Origin of the sequence: Nitrosospira lacus (genome assembly GCF_000355765.4) — a bacterium.
GTDB lineage: Bacteria > Pseudomonadota > Gammaproteobacteria > Burkholderiales > Nitrosomonadaceae > Nitrosospira > Nitrosospira lacus.
Map to the genome: position 1 here is coordinate 2,202,356 of NZ_CP021106.3, position 19,783 is coordinate 2,222,138.

Consider the following 19,783-nt stretch of genomic DNA (forward strand, 5'->3'; position numbering starts at 1 on the left):
TGTAATCGTTATCCGATCTCCGGCAGGCTGTCAGCCAAGCACTTTCGCAATGCGCCGCAACGCATTTTCCAGGTTGGTCATGGTGGTGGCGAAGGAAAGCCGGATATAGCCTTCGCTGCCGAATGCCGATCCGGGTACTACCGCCACGCCGCCATGTTCGAGCAGGTATTCGCTGAAAGCGATATCCGTAGAATCATTAATCACTCTCTTGGCATGCAATTCGCGGATTGTCTCCCGGACATCGGCAAAAGCATAGAACGCGCCTTCGGACAGCAGGCATCTGACACCAGGAATGTCATTGAGCGCGCCGGTAACAAACTGATTGCGTTCCCTGAACGCTTCCACCATGGGCACAATACACGATTGGTCGCCGTTAAGCGCCATTTCGGCCGCGGCCTGTGAAATGGAAGCAGGATTGGAAGTGCTCTGGGACTGGATATTTTCCATGGCGGTAATGATATGCGCCGGACCACCGCAATACCCGATGCGCCATCCGGTCATCGCATAGGCCTTGGATACGCCGTTAAGCACCATGGTACGGCCGTACAGGGCAGGGCAGGCATTGAGGATATTCACGAACTTGCCGCCGGAAAGCAGTATATGCTCGTACATGTCATCGGTGGCGATCAGGATATTCGGGTATTTGAGCAGGACTTCACCCAGTGCTTTAAGCTCATCGAACGTATAAACACCCCCCGAGGGGTTGCTGGGACTGTTGATGACAAACATCCGGGTCTTGGGTGTGATGGCTTTTTCCAGTTGCCCCGCGGTTATCTTGAAGCCCTGTTCGATACCGGCTTCGATGATCACCGGCTTGCCTTCGGCAATCAGGACGATGTCCGGATAGGAGACCCAGTACGGCGCGGGAATGATGACTTCGTCACCGGGGTTGATGACGGAAAGCGTCAGATTGAAGAAGCTCTGTTTGCCGCCGCACGAAACCAGAATTTGTTTCGCGGTATAGTCAAAATCATTGTCGCGTTTGAACTTGGCGATGATGGCGTTTTTCAGGCCGGGGGTGCCACCCACCGCCGTGTATTTGGTGAAGCCCTTATTAATGGCGGCAATGGCCGCGTCCTTGATATGCTGCGGGGTGTCGAAATCGGGTTCTCCGGCGCCAAGCCCGATGATATCCTTTCCTTCCGCCTTGAGCTTGGCAGCCCGGGCGGTGACGGCAAGAGTGGGGGAGGGCTTGATGGCCTGAACGCGCTTTGAAAGTTCCACGATAATGTCCTTAGTGTCCTCGCACAGATGCGGGTTGTGTCGGCATGATAATATAGACCGATAATCAAAAAATATTGAACCGCACATTATACCTGTGATCATTACCTTTCCCAATAGCCCCTACAAGCTGCATCAATCGTTTTCCCCTGCTGGTGATCAGCCTGAAGCCATCGACAAGCTGATGGAAGGGATAGAGGACGGCCTTGCGTTCCAGACGCTGCTGGGCGTGACGGGCTCCGGCAAGACTTTTACCATGGCCCACGTAATTGCACGGCTTGGCCGCCCCGCGATCATCATGGCACCGAACAAAACGCTGGCGGCTCAGCTCTACGCAGAAATGCGCGAGTTTTTCCCTGAAAACGCCATCGAGTACTTTGTCTCCTATTACGACTATTATCAACCGGAGGCCTATGTCCCTTCGCGCGACCTGTTCATCGAGAAGGATTCCAGCATTAACGAACACATCGAGCAAATGCGCCTGTCCGCCACCAAGGCACTGCTTGAGCGGGATGATGCCATAATTGTCGCCACCGTATCATGCATATACGGTATCGGCGACCCAGTGGATTATCACGGCATGATTCTGCATCTGCGCGAAAATGAAAAAATCACCCAGCGCGAAGCCATACAACGCCTGATTGAAATGCAGTATGAGCGCAATGAGTTTGAGTTCGGCCGTGGAACCTTCAGGGTGAGGGGTGACGTGCTCGACATATTTCCGGCGGAAAGTTCGGAAACCGCGGTGCGCGTCTCGCTGTTTGACGATATTGTCGAAAGCATGGTGTTGTTCGATCCTCTCACCGGACGCACGCTGAAGCAAGTATCGCGCTATACGGTTTATCCCTCCAGCCACTATGTAACGCCTCGGAGCACTACGTTGCGCGCCATCGGTACCATCAAGGACGAACTGAGAGAGCGCATCGATTTTTTCCAGAAAAACCATAAGCTCGTGGAGCTGCAACGTATCGAACAGCGCACTCGCTTTGATCTGGAAATGCTCAATGAACTGGGTTTCTGCAAAGGCATCGAAAATTACTCGCGGCACCTTTCGGGGAAAAAACCGGGGCAGCCGCCGCCTACTCTGATAGATTATCTGCGCCCCGATACGCTGATGGTGATTGATGAGAGCCATGTGACCATCCCGCAGGTGGGTGGAATGTACAAGGGAGATCGTTCCCGCAAGGAAAATCTGGTGGAATATGGCTTTCGCCTGCCTTCCGCACTGGATAACCGGCCATTGCGGTTCGATGAATTCAGGAAAATGATGCCGCAAACGGTATTTGTCTCCGCAACCCCTGCGGAGTTCGAGCGTGTGCACAGTGGCCAGGTGGTGGAACAGGTTGTGCGCCCCACCGGTCTGGTGGACCCTCAGATCGAGATTCGTCCCGCAACTACCCAGGTCGACGACCTCATGTCGGAAGTCGGCCTGCGCACTGCAAAGGGCGAGCGGGTGTTGGTGACAACGCTGACCAAGCGCATGGCCGAGGATTTGACCGATTATTTTTCCGATCATGGCATCAAAGTGCGCTACCTCCATTCCGATATCGATACCGTGGAGCGGGTGGAGATCATTCGTGATTTGCGGCTGGGAAAATTCGACGTGCTGGTGGGTATCAATCTTCTGCGGGAAGGATTGGACATTCCGGAAGTGTCGCTGGTAGCGATACTGGATGCCGACAAGGAAGGATTTCTGCGTTCCGAACGCTCACTGATCCAGACGATAGGCCGGGCAGCGCGCCATATCAATGGCACTGCGCTTCTCTACGCCGATAAGATTACCGATTCCATGCGTCGCGCCATGGATGAAACCGAGCGGCGGCGCAATAAACAAATCCTGTTTAATCTTGAGCATGGCATTACGCCGCGAAGCGTGCACAAACGTGTCAAGGATTTGATCGATGGCGTTTACAACATTGAAACCGCGCAACAGCATTTAAAGGCGGCACAGGTACAAGCCCGTTATGATTCCATGAGCGAGGTGCAACTGGCGAAAGAAATCAAGCTGCTGGAAAAGCAGATGCTGGATGCAGCAAAGAATCTTGAATTCGAGCAAGCAGCGCAATATCGTGATGAGTTAAAAAGATTAAAAAACAAGCTGTTCGTAGGATTTGTTGAACCTGAACCTGAGGTAAGCCGGGAAAAGACAGAACCGGCCCTCAGGAAGGTGAATAAATAACTTTTAAATCAATTACATGAATCGGAGTATTAAAGTTAATTCATACCTATTTGACGATTGTGGCAGAGTTGACAAAAATAATCTGATCGAAGGTACGATTCAGTGTTTTGCTATAGAAGTTTTTCATGACCAGACTTTGCTCGAAACGCACACGATCACCCGCCTTTACCCGGGTCGTGGGTGCCGCAATCCAGAAACGTTTTTCGGTGGTCGCCAATTCCATATAGGTATAGTCTGGAGCATCCAGGGTTGAAAGGACTTTGCCTTCGTTGGCCGGCATTCCTGCTGCCGTGTTCGTAGCACTGCCTCCCGCCTTCTCGGCAGCCGCATGCAACGGGCTCGCCAGCGCGATCCCGATGGAGAAAGCGACCGCAATATAAGATATTTTCAAAACCGCCTCCAATTTTATTGGGTAAATTTTCCAGACGGCATGATACACCTCAATTCTCCGGATTTCCAATTGAAATACCCAAGGTAATGGCGGGAGGCTCGCTTGTAGATCCAATTGCGATGGGGTGTTCCGGTATTGAGAAATCCTGTTCCGGATAAGTGGGAGTAGGGCTGGGCGGTAACGAAAATAAATTTCTGAACGTCCCCGCGAAGCATGTTGCTGGTAAAATCAAACGATACTATAAACATCAAGGCATGGAGGCCGGATTATGGAATTTGAATGGAAAGTGGTTGATGAGCACCATCAGGAGGTATTTGCAGACAAGCATGTCAGAGGTTTGCTATGGGTTACATCCGCCGGTTTTTCATTTTGGCATAGCTATCCCAACCCGGCGGTGGATCTCTCCCATGTAAAGACTATCGACGAGGCAAAAAAGATTGTAGAAACCACGCTGCGATTAGAGGAATACTCACCACCGGCAAGCTAAGCCAGCGGCAATATGCTCCATCGATGCTCGTTTTAAGGTTTCTTAAGGCTTTCCAGTCCAGGGGTCGATTCGGGTATCGTTCCGGGAGCTCGTCCGGGAATCTGCTCCAGGAACATTCCGGGGATCAAAGACAAAAATGGAGGGGGCTGAACTATCCAGCAGGGTCGACGAACCTGGCGAGGTTCGTTGCATCACCGTAACGCTTGGGCCCAGCAACGATTCGGTCGCGGCCTGAGCGGGTTGTGACGAAGATTGTCCGGCGTTGATACCCGCCGGTGCATTTTTCCGTGCGCAAATTGCAGCGCCTTCTTCTGCGCTCCTTCCCGCTTTCTGCTCCGCGGCTTCACAGGCCAGCGTTTGATAGACAGACATGAATTTCGATGCTTCCGCGTAACGGCCGGTTTTCATCAGTTCTTGCACGTGAAGCTGGGCTTCCCTGAATTTGCTTTGAGCATCTGGTGATTGATAAATTGGATTTGTTTCCTGGGCCTGTGCAATGGTTGCAGTCAGCGCCATGAAGATAGCCGGAATGATAAACTTCACGTCTTCTCCTTCTTATTGAGAAAGGCTGGGCTCCAGTCCAAGAAGAAGACGTCGCCCATAGTTTCTATAACCAGAACAATATCCCGAAATATAGCTCAATGTTACTCTATTGACAGACTGCGGCGGTGAAACGTGATTGCCAATTGCCAACGTTTCATATTATCAATTATAGAAGGTGGAATATATATTTATCAATGGCTGTTGTGGCTTGGAAATCAAAGAAAAACTGGAGGGCAAGAGAGAGGAGTTCAAATACTGCGACGCCGGAACGAAGCTTATGAGCAGGATCTCGAAGCGTCCGGGGTGGAAGGCGATATGGTGGACCAGGAATATGTTGTTTCAGATTGGATTCACGCAGGAAGAGAATCCGCAGCCAGGACCTTACCGGCGTGAAATATCAATCAGGCAAATCAAACCCGATACCGATTTGATCATCACATCGACTTTCGGGATTCAACTAACAAGAAAATGCAAACCACGGGCTGTGTAAATAGTCCTCATGCGTAGCTTTTTCATTGCTTGCGGTTGCGCGCCGCAAATAGACCAATCAAACCAATACCAACGAGTATGAGGCTGCCGGGCTCGGGCACTGTGCTTACATTGCTGAATTGCACAGGCAATTGATCGTGATGCTTTAGGCGATCACTGTCCCACGTAGGGCGGGTAACAATGGAATCCGGTAGGCGCCCAGGCGGCGGGGTCCATCCTTTACCAGGGGTCTGCCGATGCTTTCTATGGGATGGATGATCGGGATTTTTACCTGATGCATTACCCGACGTTGGATTCCATTCTTTATCAAAGGCTTTGGTATTTGTCCGGTCCGATTGGCTCTTGTCTTTTTCCCCCGCCTGCACTCCGCTTATTGCCAGAACACCCATTAATAGCGTGATCCCGATCTTTGCGCGCATTATTATTTTTCCTTATTAAAATTAATTCTCCATCATTTCAGCATCAAGAATATTTCTCCAAACCTTATGAAGCAATAACCGTGCCAGTTGTTTTTTCTTTTTAAGGCCCTGAAAAATAGAGAAAAAATTACCAGGAAGGAAATCTCTTCAAGTGAACGTAAAAGTTTCTGACAAGTAATGCAAGTGTTGTCAGAAACTTAATTTGAAGATAAACAAGAAGTCGGGGATTTGAAACGGTTTCTGAGTAGCTGACGTAGACATAAAAGAGGCCCGGCAAGGAGTAGTTGGCCTGTGCCGGGCCAGTGGTATCTACTACAAGAGGGAGAAAAAAGCAGATACCAGTGCGTATTATCTTCTCCCTCGACCTTAACTTCTGTACGGAGCCACACATAAAGCAATTTATACTGCTGATTGGCTAAACTAAGACCATTTTTAGCCAGGCCAGCCGTTTCATGCAACTCAAGTGGCTACACTACAGCAAACGGAATTGCATGCCCCGGATATTTTCCTGGTCGGATCATTGAAAGCGAATGAATCGATTAAATCGCCAGAATCTCACCCCGATTTAATTTGCTTATAATTGATATTATGTTAAATGAACTGTAAAAATAATATTCAAGATCACCTTGGGAAGCCAGGCAACGGCTTGCCGGTAGTCTGCCAATCCTCAGCTCAGCCATCCGGCCCCCGGTTTGATGCGGCCACATAGCCATCATCACACCCAGCGCTGGAAACAAGTTGAGGCGTAATGCATTACAGCCGCGCATTCCCAGTGGCTCTCCTTGCATACTGCCTTGTCTTTTTCATTTATTCCTTCTTCTCGTCCACGAACGCGGGCCACTTCGCAAACGCAACAACCCACAGAAGTATGAGAATACCTCCAGGGATCAGTGCAAGCAGTGAAAATGCGGGCTTGAAACCCGCCCGAGCGAAAATTTTCCAAAATGGCACCACGAAAAAAATTGCGGATGCTATCAACCAAGGCAAGATCCCAGATTCATCCATGTAACCTCCTGAGGTAGAATGATGTTCAATAGTTATAGTCAAAAAGAAGCATATTGGCGATCATTGTTATGTCGACTCCTTTTGCATCATACACATGCGGGTGGCGGAGAATGCATCCTTTTTTCCCGCAAAAAGCCATCCTATTGAAGCAACCTCTTCGAATCAGGCAATATAATTCTGTTGCCGGTTTCTCATAGAGCCTATCACTGCTTAAAGTTCGAAACCGGGGACTTTGGCGCCCAGATTCTTGCAGGGCGCCGATGGAAGGCTTGCCCCCCGAATTGAATTTTCCGGCTTGAAAGACACCTAAATTTAACCGTCTTTCTGGCTCCCTCTCCTCCAGCGTGAATATTTCCACCCATTCTGTCCTCCCATGAGTAATCCCGCAATCAAGCGATATCTGCCGTGGGTCGTCGCTATCGCGTTATTCATGGAACAACTGGACTCAACCATTGTCAATACGGCGATTCCGGCCATCGCGGCCAGCCTGCATGTGACACCGTTGAGTCTGAAGGCCGTCGTCGCCAGCTATATCCTGAGTCTGGCTGTCGGTATCCCCGTGAGCGGCTGGATGGCCGACCGTTACGGAACGCGGCGGGTATTCAGCATTGCCGTTGTCATCTTTACGTTGTCATCTATTTTATGTGGTTTGGCCGTTAATGTGTCTATGCTGATAGCGGCACGCATTCTGCAGGGGATGGGCGCGGCCATGATGATGCCCGTGGGAAGGCTCGCCATCATACGAACCTTTCCCAAGTCCGAGCTGCTGATGGCGATGAACTTCGTGATCATACCGGCTCTGATTGGTCCGCTGCTGGGACCCACGGTGGGCGGTCTTATTGTGCACTGGCTGTCGTGGCGGGAAATATTCTTTATTAATGTTCCTGTCGGCCTGGCGGCACTTTTTCTTATACATCGGCACATGCCGGATTACCGTGGTGATGCGCCTCGCCCGTTGGATTTCACCGGCTTGGCTTTGTTTGGTAGCGGTGCCGCGCTCCTTTCATGGCTGCTGGAAATATTCGGCGAGCACGAGATCGGCATGACTCCAGCCGTTATTCTGTTGCTCGTTTCTCTTAGTTTGCTGGTTGCTTACGCTTGGCATGCCAACCATGCGGCTTATCCATTGCTGCGGCTTACCCTGTTTCGGGTACGCACGTTTCGCGTTGCAGTGGTCGGGGGCTTTATCACACGTTTGGGTGTAGGCGGCCTTCCCTTCTTGCTGCCCCTGCTTTATCAGCTTGGCCTGGGCTTGCCTGCCTGGCAATCGGGCCTTCTGATGATGCCTACCGCGGCTGCGGCCATGGGAATGAAGCTTCTGTCAGGGCCGATATTGAGACGGTATGGATACCGCAAGGTGCTGATTCTGAATACTGTAATGATGGGACTTACGATAAGCTTTTTTTCATGGGTGGACACGGCTACCCCGATAGCATTGATCGTGGTTCTGGGGTTGGCGCAAGGCTTCTTCAATTCGCTTCAGTTTTCCAGCATGAATTCCATGGCCTATGCGGACATTGAAACGTCTGACTCAAGCATGGCAAGCACCATTTCAAGCTCGCTACAACAAATGTCGTTGAGCTTCGGGCTTGCTTGCGGATCGTTGATTACAAGCTGGTACCTGGGTGGATTACCACAAACCGACCATCTGGCTGTGATAAACGCACTGCACTATGCATTCTTGACGCTTGGGGGACTCACCATTCTGTCATCTCTTTCCTTCTGGACATTGCACTCTCGCGATGGTGAAAGTGTCAGCAAGGGAAACTTGCAGGACATGCCATAAGCACAAATACAACGTGTACCTATATGGATGGACTGATTATAAAAATAATTCGAGCCCTGCCATGGAAAACGAGAGCCCGTTTGGACGCATGTCTTTTTCGCGCACAATATATTTCAAGGATAATGACGATGTTGACTCTACAAACCAGAATACATTTTTTCCATGCACCTCTCGATTATCATTCCAGCTTTTAATGAAGAGCGTCTGATTGAACACTGCCTGCAATCCATTTCCGCATCGCTCGCCGCAAATGACAAACCCGGTTTTACGTCCGAGATCATTGTGGTCGATAACAATTCCACCGATAACACGGCCAATTTGGCAAGGCAGGCAGGTGCGCAAGTCGTTTTTGAGCCGGTCAATCAGATCGGCCGGGCACGCAATGCCGGTGCGGCGGGGGCGACGGGCGACTGGTTGCTGTTTGTGGATGCCGACAGTATGTTAAATCCGGGATTGCTGGCCGATATCTTGCATCTGATTGAAGACGGCAAGAGCGTCGGTTGCGGCAGCATCGTGCGAATGCGGGAATTACCATGGTGGGCACATCGGATGTTGCAACTGTGGACACGGATATCGGTCCTGTTTCGTTGGGCGGCAGGTGCGCTGGTGGTGTGCCGCAGCGACGCGTTTCATGATGTCGGGGGGTTCAATCAGGAACTCTACGCTGCCGACGAAATAGGTCTGAGTCAGCAATTAAAAAAGTGGGGCCGGCGGCGCGACCTTCAATTTATTATCCTGACCAGGCATCCACTGGAGACATCGTCGCGCAAGGCCAAGCTCTATTCCGGGCGAGAAATGGTCAGCCAGATCCTGCATATCATCCTGCATCCACGCCAGTCATTACAAGACAGGAAGCAGTTGCCGATCTGGTATGACGGGCGGCGTTAAGCCCATTGACCATGTGCGATTGGAGGCAGTCCGGTACTACGTGACAAAATATGTAACTCGGTTAAAGATGTTTGCCATGGAGCGCTGGGTTGGTGACCTGGCTGGCAGTGAGCCGGCATTAATCGGGATGATCATAAGCGCACGATGAAAGCCACATCCAGGTTATGATATTTAGTCTACGATACAGAGTGTAACGCTGCAGATAGACGGTAAGCTCGGATTTTACCGCAGCTAACAGGGGGGCTGCTTGTCGTGCCCGCATTGCGGCTTTCAGAGATTCCCTTAGTAGATCAAGGAGGCTCGCCCATGAAAGAACAGCTTCGAAGCATCCGAATGAAAAGAATGTTACAGAGGCTGAGGGCTTTCGGCACGGCTTTTGGTGCTGACCTAAAGATTCCCTCGTCTCTGGCGACTAGATCATCTTCGATTCTCCGCTACCCGCCGCTTCTGCTCATTGCACTCGCCGGCTTCGCCCATGGCGAGGAATTTACTTCGCCAAACCGTCTCACGGAACAATGCCGCATTCTGCCGTCCATGCCCGGCGTTACGCTCTCCAAGGGTGATCAGGCGAAGGAAAAGGAGCTTTGCGGTATCGATTTTTATGGCGGCATCGTGGCGTTGTGCCCGAAAACCTGGAGCACCAGCGCGGCAGTGATGGTGTACGACATCAAGGGTTCGGGACTCGCTCCCGAAACTTATGAAAACCAGCGCTGCGCGACGCGGGAAGGGCACGAACGCCTGGCCAAGTTCAAGATGACAATGAATCAGCGTAATACGAGCGGCACCATGTCCAGCTCGGCGCTGATGTATTACGTACTTTCGCGCTATCTCGATACACTGGTGGAAGTACCGGTAGCGGTGTACCGGACCCTCGATAAGGAAGTGCTGGATAAGCGCGTGGCCGCGCATGCCAGTGGCCAGGGCAGCATGAACCGCAGCGCGTGGGAGTGGGTTCGTACGGCGGTACGAAATCCATCCACCTACATACCAACGGATGATCTGTTTACTGCCGACCGGAAGCAGATATATGGCGTGCTGCTCGATGACAAGGGCGCGCGCTATGGCACGGAGATTAACGGTCCGCGCAAGGCCGCATGGGGTGCGCCGCAGTCACGGGAATTCCAGGCCACCCCGGCGTTCACGGCATTGCGGAGCGATGCGACGCTGGCGAGCGCTATCGCGGACGCACCTTATCCGGCGCAGCAGATGGTGTTCTGGATGCGCGAACTGAGCGAGATTGCCGTGCTGGATCACATCTTTTCACAACAGGATCGTGTGGGTAATATCGACTATGTCTGGCGCTGGTATTGGGTGGATGCGGATGGCAAAGTGCAGCACGACAAGGTGCACTCGAAGGTGCCGCGCTCCCGCATGAATTCGCTCACCGTACCCGACGAGTTGCGCCAGTTCCATCCCGTATTGTTGCAACGCACATGGATCGGGGACAACGACGCAGGCTTGTCGCGACGGTATGCCAATTTTTCGGCACAGACCGGCATGGTATCCAATCTGAGGCATTTCGATGCCGGTGTATACCGCAGACTCATGGCGTTAAGCCACGATTTCCAGCAGCGCGGCCCTGTGTCGAATTTTCTTGCCGGCGAGTATGGACTGAAGCCGGCTCAACTGGAGTTGATGATGAAAAATACCATTGATGTGGCGCGCATGCTGGAAGCGAACTGTCGATCAGGCAAGCTGCGTTTCGACCTGAACCCGATGAAATTTTTAAAAGGGGAGCCCACGGAAGAATCAGTGGATTGCAGCGGTGCAGGGGTCTGACATGAGTCTCGCCGGTGCCCCCTGCCCTTTCTTGACAACTGACACCATAAGTTGGACCGGTGTACGTATTGGTTCATATGTAATCGGCTTTACGGTGATTGTCATGCTGAGTGCCGCGCCTGCATTGGTTATGGCGCAAGACACCCCAAATCCGGAGCTGATTCAGGGAAAAGAAGTTATTGGGGAGAAGATTGTCGAACTGCCGGTTCCGGGCCGCAAGGCCGAAATCTGTGTGATACCCTGGCTATTCGACGGCGCGAGCTATAGTGCCAGGGACGCCAGGTTAATGGAGCAGCTTTGCACTATCGATGTCCGGAAAAACGCTGCCGTGTGCCCCAAGCTGAACAGCACCAATCCTGGTTTGGATATTTTTGCCATTCCCGATGACATGTCGGCCCAGAAGTTCCAGGACACCGATTGCAAGTCACCCAAGAGCGAAAAGATTGCGAAATACAAGCTCAGCACGAGTTGCAGCTACACGCCGTCCCTCCTGGGCTATTATCATGTCTCGCGTATCCTTGGCCATGTGGCAAATGTGCCCCCTGCGGTATTGCGCACCTATGACCTGGCAGACCATATCGCGCTTGGGCACAAGGCATTGGCCCGCGCTCCGGCAGCGGCCCTGATCCATGCAACATGGACATCGTTGATGGCTCAGCTTACTGCCGGAGCGAATGCGAGCCGCCGCGCGCTGCTGCTGACAGACGACTTCTCGCAGTCGTATGGCGCACTGGTGGACAACCCCGGCCACGAGGAGTTCTATAAGGATTTTTTCAATGGGGGCGCCAATAGCCTGGCGCGTGCACAGAATTTCCGTGACAGAAACCCGGCAATAGCCATGCTCGCGCGCAGCGCGGATGTATCCACAATGATTGGCCGCAGCTTCACCGCCGAAAATGTGCAGAAAATGGTTCAGCTCAAGGACGCTTCGGAACTGATTGTGCTCGACACGCTGCTAAACCAGCAGGACCGCTTTGGTAACATCCATGAGGTGCCGACTTATTACTATCTCGACGCGCTGGATGGCAAAGTCAAGAGCGAACGCAAATTGACGGTCGACGAAGTGACGCAGCGCAAGGCTGTAAAAATCAAGCAAATGATGCTCAAGGACAACGATTGCGGTGTGGCCAAGACCAATGTTGCAAAATCGGCCGGCCTTGCCGACCGTATCACCCATATGGATCCAGAGACCTATTACCGGCTGCTGAGTTTCGACCGGATGATCGACCGGCCCGAAGTGGAAGTGTTTTTCCGGCGCGAAACCTTGTTCACCAGCGCCGACTTTGCCAGCCTGCGGGCCAACCTGAAACAATTGGCCAGCCAGCTGCACCAGCGTTGTACGACCGGACGGCTGAAACTCGATCTCGACCTTGATGCCCACTTCTCGGACAAACCGCTGCCCTCAAAAAGCTGCGAGGGCAGCGCCTAGATCGTATCGTCAGATTTCAGAGATTCCATTTCAGGAATTCCTTAAAGCAATGCAGGCCAAACCATAGATCAGGACGGCCAACAGAATCACTATGTCAAAACCCAGGTGAATAGCCAGCAAGGTGGCGAGGACCGCTCCCACCACCGAGGCGAAACCATTGATTGCCCATGCCCAGGGAATGGCGTCCTGCGCCATATGCGCCAGCCGCATCATGCCGGTCGGAAAAGGGACTCCCATGCATACCGCCAGCGGGGCGATCAATGCCACTGAAATCCCTATTTTTGCCGCATCCGGCAAATGGATGAGCACCTGGAATATGCTAGGCAAGGTGGTGAGATAGAGCACCGCCAGGACTCCTATTGCCGATACCGCCAGGGTGACATTGCGGCTGCCGGCTGCACTGCCCCGCCACCGTTCGGTGAGCCAGCTTCCGGCGGCGGCAAACACCAGGAATGCACACAATACGACCGCTACCGCATACAGGGGATGGGCCAGAAACAAGATAAATTTCTGGATGAATGCGATTTCCATGAACATGAAGGCCAGGCCAATGGCGAGAAAGTACAGCGCCATCCGCGCAGTAGGTAACGTATGGCGGCAACGCGATACCGCGAGCGGCGCTAGGATAAGAAGAATGCTTGCCACGAATGCCTGTGCCAGCGTTGCCACCAGCAGCGGATAACTCCAGTCAAGGAGCCCCATACCCCCCTGCCCGCGCAGGGCGAATAACTCCGCGGCGGCATTCCATTTGAACAAGCGAAAAAAATAAGGCCGATCATCCGTTGCCGGCTCGATATAGAATTTGTACCGGTCGAGGAATGCCTGCCGCTCCGTGCCCAGCAGCGCAACCGCCCCTTCGAAAAAGTAGGGTTTTGCCAGCAAATTGTAGCGATTCGCCTCGTCGATGCGCATCCCGGGGTAATAAGCCAGATCAAAAGAACGTGCGCGGCTGAATTCCTTGATCACCTCGATTTCCTTGGACGTGAAATCGCTGTGCTTCACCAGCAGCGTGACAGTCTTCCATCCTCGTATCATTACCAGCCGCGCGGCCGGATTGGGTATACCGGCCTGCTCCAGTGCGGTCACGGCTGTCGCAAACAGTTTCAGTGGGTCGCGCGGCGGCAGGTTGAGCCAGCGAGTGACGGCCAGCATGCCGCCGGGAGCCAGGCGATTCAGATAGGTCTGCAATGCCTCCACTGTATAGAGATAGCTTTCGCTCAGGCCGTAGAGGCCGGCGGAGGCGACGCCAAATGAATCCAGCAGCGCCACCTGAATCAGATCATAGCGGTCATCGCGGGTGTTGACGAAGCCGCGCGCCTCGCCTTCGTACACATATACTTCCGGGCGGGTGTAGAGTTTTCCGGCGAAATCACGAAAGCGGTGCTGAACCAGATCAATGACGTTGCGATCGAGCTCCACAGCGTCGATCTTGCTGGCGCCATGATAAAGCGCCTGCAATACATCGCTGCCCGCCCCTGCCCCCAGCACCAGCACGTGTGGCGGGCTATGCGGCTGTTTCAGCACATGATAAGGCAGCGCCGAGGTAAGCTGGTCCAGATAGGCCAGCGGCGCAAGCTTGCCGTCAAATCGCGTGATTACCGCCGGACCGTTGCCGTCCACGAACACCGCCAGTTGCGGCGGGGGTTCGTCCATGGCGTTGAGGCTCATTCCCGGCGCATGACGGAAGGGAATGCGGCTACTTTCCACCACCGTAATCTGCCCGAGGGGGCTGGATCGTTCCTCGATCACCCGCATCCCGGTAATATTCAAGGTCTGGCTCAAATCCTTGTAGGCAGAAGGATGCATTAGCAACCAGTTGCCGGGCAGCGCTACGACCACCAGTATGGCCACTCCAAGAAACACCTTCGCCATCCATTTCGGCCGCATCTCCAGCTCGATAACAGCGACGGCGGCAGCCACCAAGCTCAATGCCATGAGGACGATCAGTACCTGGTGTGGTGGCATGACATAGAGCAGCCCGATAACGCCCAGGCTACCCGCTCCCGCGCCCAGAATGTCAAATGCATAGATGCGCCCCGCGTTGCCGCCGAAGTGCCACAAGACCAGGCCAATGCACAGCCCCCCGAACAAAAAAGGCAGCATCATCAGCAGATAAATGGCGAGCAGCCTGGCTGGCTGGGTTCTATCCCACAGCAATTCGAGTGGATTGAAGGGAACCTGTTGCGCGAGCAGAAACGCCAAGGGCATCAAAAAGGCCATCCCCGTGGCGGCGATGAGATATGCAGCGCCGATGTGAGGTGCAATTTTTTCCTTCAGCAAGGCGAGCGCCGTACCGCTTGCCCCAAAGCCCAGCATTGCCGCGCTGATGATCATGTAGGCGAAGTGATGCCATAGCACAATGCTGAACAGGCGCGTCAGCAGCACCTCGTACGCCAGCAGGCAGCCGGAGAGCAGTCCAATGGCAAAAAATGGCGGCTTCAGTATTGGCATAGGCATGCCAGGGTTCCCTGAATTCGCCTAATGGCCGCCAGTGAGCGGAACGAACGCCACCGGCGCAATTTGACGGCTGGTGATCGAACCATCCATATGTTTCTCCACCAGCATTAAATACTGGGTCATGAATTGCGCACCGAGCGGAATCACCATGCGACCGCCCGGTTTGAGTTGTTTGATCAGAGGCGGCGGGACATGGCTTGAGGCAGCCGTCACCATGATGGCATCGAACGGTGCCGCTTCCGGCCAGCCATAGTAGCCGTCGCTCAGTCTTACCTTTACATTGCCGTAACCAAGAGATTTCAACCGCTCGGCCGCCTCTTTTTCCAGTGGTTCAATAATTTCGATGCTGTAAACCGATTCGGCTACTTCCGCCAGAACAGCGGCCTGATAACCTGAACCAGTGCCAATTTCAAGCACCCTGTCGCCAGCCTTGACCTTTATCAGACTGGTCATCAGTGCCACGATGACCGGCTGTGAAATCGTCTGGCCATGGCCGATGGGAAGCGGGCGGTTGAAATAGGCAAACGTAGTCAGCCAAGTGGGCACGAAGCGATGTCGGGGCACTTTTCCCATCGCCGCCAGGACGCCGGGGCTGAGCGTGAAACCATCGTTGGCGGCTATATCAGCCAATACTTCTTCCATCATTTTATGGCGTTTAGCATCGAACTCCTCGCCATGTGATGAAAAAGCGCAACAAAGATAAAGGAATGTGCCCAAGATGAAGTGCTTCATGTCTTCATTAAAGCAAATTCCTGGCGGGATGCCAGGAATCTCTGAATAATCCTATATTCCGGCCGCCCCGCATGTTCATCGAGACTTAGCCTGCGATTCTTTTCTTTTCGTGAGCTGACCCCGGGTTGGCAACCAAGCGGCGAAATCAGCAGATAATGAATGGATAGCCAAGCGCGGCGGTAGCCGCTTCAAGGAGATTCGGTCAGAGACTCCAGGGGATTACCACAGATCCCCCAGTACCCTGTTGATAACAAATAGCACGACGGCGAGGGCAATCAAGCCCAGTAACGGCCTATTCTCCTCAATCACATTGGTTGCCAGGTGGGATATTCGGGCAGATCGGCGGAGATAGTACAACGCGGCAATAACGCCAATGACCAGTGCCACGTATAATAGCTCCACATACCCCGTTTCATAATACCATTCGTTGTTGTCCATACTAACAATCCTTGGATTGGCAGTTGACCGCCATTTATTACCGTTTTCCAGCCTGGCACCATGATCCAAAAAATTCAGGCGGAGCGAAGCAGCTTCAGCAGCTCTTCCGCGCCAGGCCCCGAAGAGGCTGGGTTCTGGCCGGTTACCAGCTTGCCGTCCACTTGGACGTAGGGAACCCAGTTGGCAGCCTTGCTATAGATGCCACCCCGCTCCTTTAGCCTGTCTTCCAGCAGAAAAGGTACCACCGTGGTCAGGCTCACCGCCTCTTCTTCCTCATTGGTAAATCCGGCCACACGCTTGCCTTTAACCAGATACTCGCCATCTTTTCCTCGCACATTGACAAGCGCGACCGGTGCATGACATACCGCGGCTACTGGTTTGCCGGCCTTTACGAAAGCTTCGATCAGCGCAATGGATGTCGCGTTCTCGGCCATATCCCACATCGGCCCATGTCCGCCGGGGTAGAAAACCCCATTGAAATCATCCGCCGACATGTCAGCGAGCTTTTTCGTGTTGGCAAGTTCAACCTGCGCGGCGGTATCCGTGCGGAAGCGCTGCGTTAATGCGGTCTGATTTTCGGGTAGATCACTTTTTGGATCGAGCGGAGGCTGGCCGCCTTTTGGCGAGGCCAGCGTGACCGCCACGCCGGCATCCTTCAGCACGTAATAGGGAGCGGCGAATTCTTCCAGCCAGAAACCCGTTTTCTTGCCGGTGCTGCCGAGCTGGTCATGCGACGTGAGAACAATGAGCACCTTCATGGCAGACCTCCTTTCTTTGAGAAACTTTTTCTGCTACTTGACCGATTAGCAGCCTGTCAGAAAAAACAGTAACAAAGAATGGATCAATAAACCAGGTTTTTATTGTGGTTCCCCGCATTGGATGGAGCTAAACCCAGATAATCCTGATTAGGCGGCTCTGCGAGCGTACGCGAGTGCCGCCGGTCAATTTGCAGCCATTTCGCTGCTTGCCCAGCGTCCATACGGCAGGCTATGAACTTTTCCCAACCGGCAAAAATGTCTCGCAATCTGCCGTGCCCTCATCTCGCATCCTAATGAATTATCTGGGCTAAACCGGCTGTTTGCACCGGCGACAGAAGCACGCGTATATCGGACTCCCAGCCCTTAAATTTTTTTGCCGCATGTTTCCTTTGCGCTTCGGTTGCGGTGCTATGGAGGCTCGCCACAACAGCGCAGTTATATTGCGTTAACCGCTCTGTGTATTGTCGATAGTCATCATTGGGCGAGCGGTGAATACGCTCGACGTAAGCGCGCAGTACAGCCTGCGCCTTTTCCTGACTCAAGTTATTCCCCCTCAACTGACGCAGTACCTGCATGAAATCCTGCTGGCGCCGTTGACGCTCGGTATTCCATATATTGACATCGTAGGGCGAGAGGGTTACCAATCGGGTGACGAGTTCTTGTTGCGCATTATCGAGCTCGCCGTAGAAGAACTCGGCTCGTTCAACCATGCGCTTGATTGATTTCTTGAGACGGTGAGAAGCGTCGCCCCGCAGGTTTTCATTATGAAATTCCTTATTGGATTTGGCGTAGCGCCGTTCGATATTCTGTATCTGCTGTGGCGTCAATGTTGAGGCTATCTCCGCTGTCGCCGGTGTGGCGCGCTCGAATGCCTCATCCATGTATCCGCGTACGTTTGTCCACAAGCCGCATGTGCGTTCAGCTGTAATATCCTCCACGATGAGATTCTGCGCGTACGCAAGCAGGCTGGCGTACTCGGGCAAGTGCGCACGCCGATGCCAGGCAAACCATTGCGCAAGCGCCTCGCGGGTGCGCGGTTTTTGCGTATCGTTGAAATCCACGAACCCGTCAAGCCACCAGTAAGCCACGTAATCCGCCTGATTGTATCCAAAGCGAACTACACTGCAGCCCGCGAAGGTAGACAAGACCAAGGCGAGCACCGCGATCATTGGCAGCTTCAAGGAAGATTTGATCATATCTATCACGCCCCGTGGCCAGCGCCCTGGATCCTATGCTTTCGATAGCGCTACGATACAGTCAACCCTAACAGAAATCCATTTTCTGCTTTATTCGGGGTTACTCTCAAACGCCTGAATTTCCATACTGCATAATAAATATATTGCTGACAGTATATTTCCCCGGATCAAATGGGGATGAGGCATCGTCAGAGTCACATGAGTCGCTCGAGGGTAAATTCATTATCGATAGCTCGCGACGACAACATCGCCCATAAGCCAGCGCAGGACTCGATGCAGAAGATGGGATGTTATCCGTTCATCCGTAAATAACTCAGGTCTGTCTGGAAAGCATTCTCTGTCGTCGCTTGAGCTTCATTCGATAATAAACGATGGTATTCTTTTTTAAGCCCTATGTACCCCTCGCTTACGCGGTCTTCCATCACCTTGCGATTCAATATGGTTATATGCCCACGTCTATATTTGATTGCCCCTTCTGCCTGTAGCGTTTGCGCGGCTGCGGTGACACTTTCGCGACGCACTCCCAGCATGTTGCCCACCAACTCATGTGTCATGGGCAATGAATGATCAAATGACCGGTCTTCAGTCATCAATAAAAGTCGGCATAATTGATTCGTGACAGTTTGACGATGATCCACCGCGGACTGTTCTGTTTGAAGAAGCAAAGCCTGGGTAAACTTTAACAATAGCTGCTGCAGAATCCCTCCGGGCTTAAGTTCCTTCTTTAGAATATTCGCCTTAATACGATAGCAATAGCCAGGACTTTGGACTATAACGGTGGCAGGGGTGCTGTCGCAGCCTAACAGCAAAGACGTTCCGGTTACACCCTCATTACCAATCATGGAAACCTGCCTGGAGAGGCCGGATTCAAGTTGATATACGCGCGCAATAATGCAGGTAGCAGGAAAATAAACATAGCTAATCGGGATATTAGGTTCGTATATCACTTCCCCTAATGACAAATTCACCAATTCAAGAAACGGGAGTATGCGAGTGTATTCGCCGACAGGTAAAGCCGAGATGATCTGATTCTGTTTTGGACTATGTGATGTACCCATGAGGACTCCTCTCCATGATAGTTGATCAATCACAAATAATCTGGAAACTTCGCATCTGACGGGGTGCGTTGCCTTGCCAATCACGATACCGATTCGGACACTTGCGAAATTGTGGAGGAATAAATATACGCAGACATTCCAATGGGTTCTGTTCGCTATCCCACTTACCGGTCTAGGTGTTGCTGCGAGCGACAGGTAATCATAGGGCGTATTCTCTACCGTTGGCAAACAGCTTCAGCCGACATCGATGCGCCCGCTTTTTCGCTTGAGCAGGGCGAAAAATTCCACATTCATCTTGACTAATCGAGAGATAAACTTGCCATGAGAGTTTACATAATACGAAAAAATGCGCTCTCGGAAGGAATGGATTGGGCCGGGCCAGAGTCAGGGCGAACGAACGAGCGGAGTTTTCAACCTGCAACTGCCCAGCCTAGAGCATATTTTCGACAATCCCAACAAGTTATGGGACGATGGAAGGGTCTACGCCAAGCCACCCAGCAATTCACACGATTTACTCATGTCTTGTAT

The 19,783-nt window shown here is 52.7% G+C and carries 17 protein-coding genes; 6 read left to right on the forward strand and 11 right to left on the reverse strand.

Features of this window, described 5'->3' with window-relative positions:
• Positions 1-30: 30 nt before the first annotated feature.
• The gene (locus EBAPG3_RS09930; protein ID WP_004178641.1) at positions 31-1,224 is read right to left on the reverse strand and encodes a pyridoxal phosphate-dependent aminotransferase; all 1,194 of its coding nucleotides are present in this window, start codon (positions 1,222-1,224) and stop codon (positions 31-33) included.
• Between the two features lie 94 nt (positions 1,225-1,318).
• Here EBAPG3_RS09930 and uvrB point away from each other — a divergent pair, with 94 nt between their 5' ends.
• Positions 1,319-3,400 carry an excinuclease ABC subunit UvrB gene (gene uvrB, locus EBAPG3_RS09935; RefSeq protein ID WP_004178640.1) on the forward strand — a complete coding sequence of 694 codons (2,082 nt, stop codon included), beginning with the start codon at positions 1,319-1,321 and terminating at the stop codon, positions 3,398-3,400.
• 46 nt (positions 3,401-3,446) lie between these two features.
• Here the strand turns inward: uvrB and EBAPG3_RS09940 are convergent, their stop codons facing one another.
• Positions 3,447-3,791, reverse strand: a complete 345-nt coding sequence (locus tag EBAPG3_RS09940; protein WP_227869195.1) for an NrfJ-related protein — start codon at positions 3,789-3,791, stop codon at positions 3,447-3,449.
• A gap of 268 nt (positions 3,792-4,059) precedes the next feature.
• Here EBAPG3_RS09940 and EBAPG3_RS09945 point away from each other — a divergent pair, with 268 nt between their 5' ends.
• Positions 4,060-4,278, forward strand: coding sequence for a hypothetical protein (locus EBAPG3_RS09945; protein ID WP_004178637.1), 219 nt, complete (start codon positions 4,060-4,062; stop codon positions 4,276-4,278).
• A 42-nt stretch (positions 4,279-4,320) separates the two neighbouring features.
• Here the strand turns inward: EBAPG3_RS09945 and EBAPG3_RS09950 are convergent, their stop codons facing one another.
• The 3 genes from EBAPG3_RS09950 to EBAPG3_RS09970 form a co-directional block, all read right to left on the reverse strand.
• Positions 4,321-4,821: a hypothetical protein gene (locus EBAPG3_RS09950; protein ID WP_004178636.1), complete on the reverse strand. Its 501-nt coding sequence runs from the start codon at positions 4,819-4,821 to the stop codon at positions 4,321-4,323.
• Positions 4,822-5,333: 512 nt separating this feature from the next.
• On the reverse strand, positions 5,334-5,729 hold the full coding sequence (locus tag EBAPG3_RS09960) for a PEP-CTERM sorting domain-containing protein (RefSeq protein WP_004178634.1): 396 nt from the start codon (positions 5,727-5,729) through the stop codon (positions 5,334-5,336).
• Between the two features lie 807 nt (positions 5,730-6,536).
• On the reverse strand, positions 6,537-6,734 hold the full coding sequence (locus EBAPG3_RS09970; RefSeq protein WP_040852591.1) for a hypothetical protein: 198 nt from the start codon (positions 6,732-6,734) through the stop codon (positions 6,537-6,539).
• A gap of 373 nt (positions 6,735-7,107) precedes the next feature.
• On the opposite strand from EBAPG3_RS09970, the gene EBAPG3_RS09975 reads away from it, so the two are divergent.
• From EBAPG3_RS09975 to EBAPG3_RS09990, 4 genes are all read left to right on the forward strand, one after another.
• Positions 7,108-8,520, forward strand: a complete 1,413-nt coding sequence (locus EBAPG3_RS09975; RefSeq protein ID WP_004178625.1) for a DHA2 family efflux MFS transporter permease subunit — start codon at positions 7,108-7,110, stop codon at positions 8,518-8,520.
• A gap of 162 nt (positions 8,521-8,682) precedes the next feature.
• Positions 8,683-9,408 (forward strand): glycosyltransferase, encoded by a 726-nt coding sequence (locus EBAPG3_RS09980; protein WP_004178623.1) that lies wholly within the window; start codon positions 8,683-8,685, stop codon positions 9,406-9,408.
• Between the two features lie 306 nt (positions 9,409-9,714).
• Positions 9,715-11,187, forward strand: coding sequence for a hypothetical protein (locus tag EBAPG3_RS09985; RefSeq protein WP_085922016.1), 1,473 nt, complete (start codon positions 9,715-9,717; stop codon positions 11,185-11,187).
• A 1-nt stretch (position 11,188) separates the two neighbouring features.
• Positions 11,189-12,616 (forward strand): hypothetical protein, encoded by a 1,428-nt coding sequence (locus EBAPG3_RS09990; RefSeq protein ID WP_040852587.1) that lies wholly within the window; start codon positions 11,189-11,191, stop codon positions 12,614-12,616.
• A gap of 30 nt (positions 12,617-12,646) precedes the next feature.
• On the opposite strand, the gene EBAPG3_RS09995 is transcribed toward EBAPG3_RS09990, so the two are convergent.
• The 6 genes from EBAPG3_RS09995 to EBAPG3_RS10020 form a co-directional block, all read right to left on the reverse strand.
• Positions 12,647-15,073: a spermine/spermidine synthase domain-containing protein gene (locus tag EBAPG3_RS09995; protein WP_004178617.1), complete on the reverse strand. Its 2,427-nt coding sequence runs from the start codon at positions 15,071-15,073 to the stop codon at positions 12,647-12,649.
• Positions 15,074-15,094: 21 nt separating this feature from the next.
• The gene (locus tag EBAPG3_RS10000; RefSeq protein ID WP_004178616.1) at positions 15,095-15,805 is read right to left on the reverse strand and encodes a protein-L-isoaspartate(D-aspartate) O-methyltransferase; all 711 of its coding nucleotides are present in this window, start codon (positions 15,803-15,805) and stop codon (positions 15,095-15,097) included.
• Between the two features lie 219 nt (positions 15,806-16,024).
• Complete coding sequence (locus tag EBAPG3_RS10005; RefSeq protein ID WP_004178614.1) at positions 16,025-16,243, reverse strand: hypothetical protein; 219 nt, start codon at positions 16,241-16,243, stop codon at positions 16,025-16,027.
• A 74-nt stretch (positions 16,244-16,317) separates the two neighbouring features.
• Positions 16,318-17,001: a type 1 glutamine amidotransferase domain-containing protein gene (locus EBAPG3_RS10010; protein ID WP_004178613.1), complete on the reverse strand. Its 684-nt coding sequence runs from the start codon at positions 16,999-17,001 to the stop codon at positions 16,318-16,320.
• Between the two features lie 290 nt (positions 17,002-17,291).
• A complete protein-coding gene (locus EBAPG3_RS10015) occupies positions 17,292-18,197 on the reverse strand; it encodes a DUF6279 family lipoprotein (RefSeq protein WP_004178609.1) in 906 nt (301 codons plus the stop codon).
• A gap of 290 nt (positions 18,198-18,487) precedes the next feature.
• The gene (locus EBAPG3_RS10020) at positions 18,488-19,255 is read right to left on the reverse strand and encodes a Crp/Fnr family transcriptional regulator (protein ID WP_040852582.1); all 768 of its coding nucleotides are present in this window, start codon (positions 19,253-19,255) and stop codon (positions 18,488-18,490) included.
• Positions 19,256-19,783 lie beyond the last annotated feature (528 nt).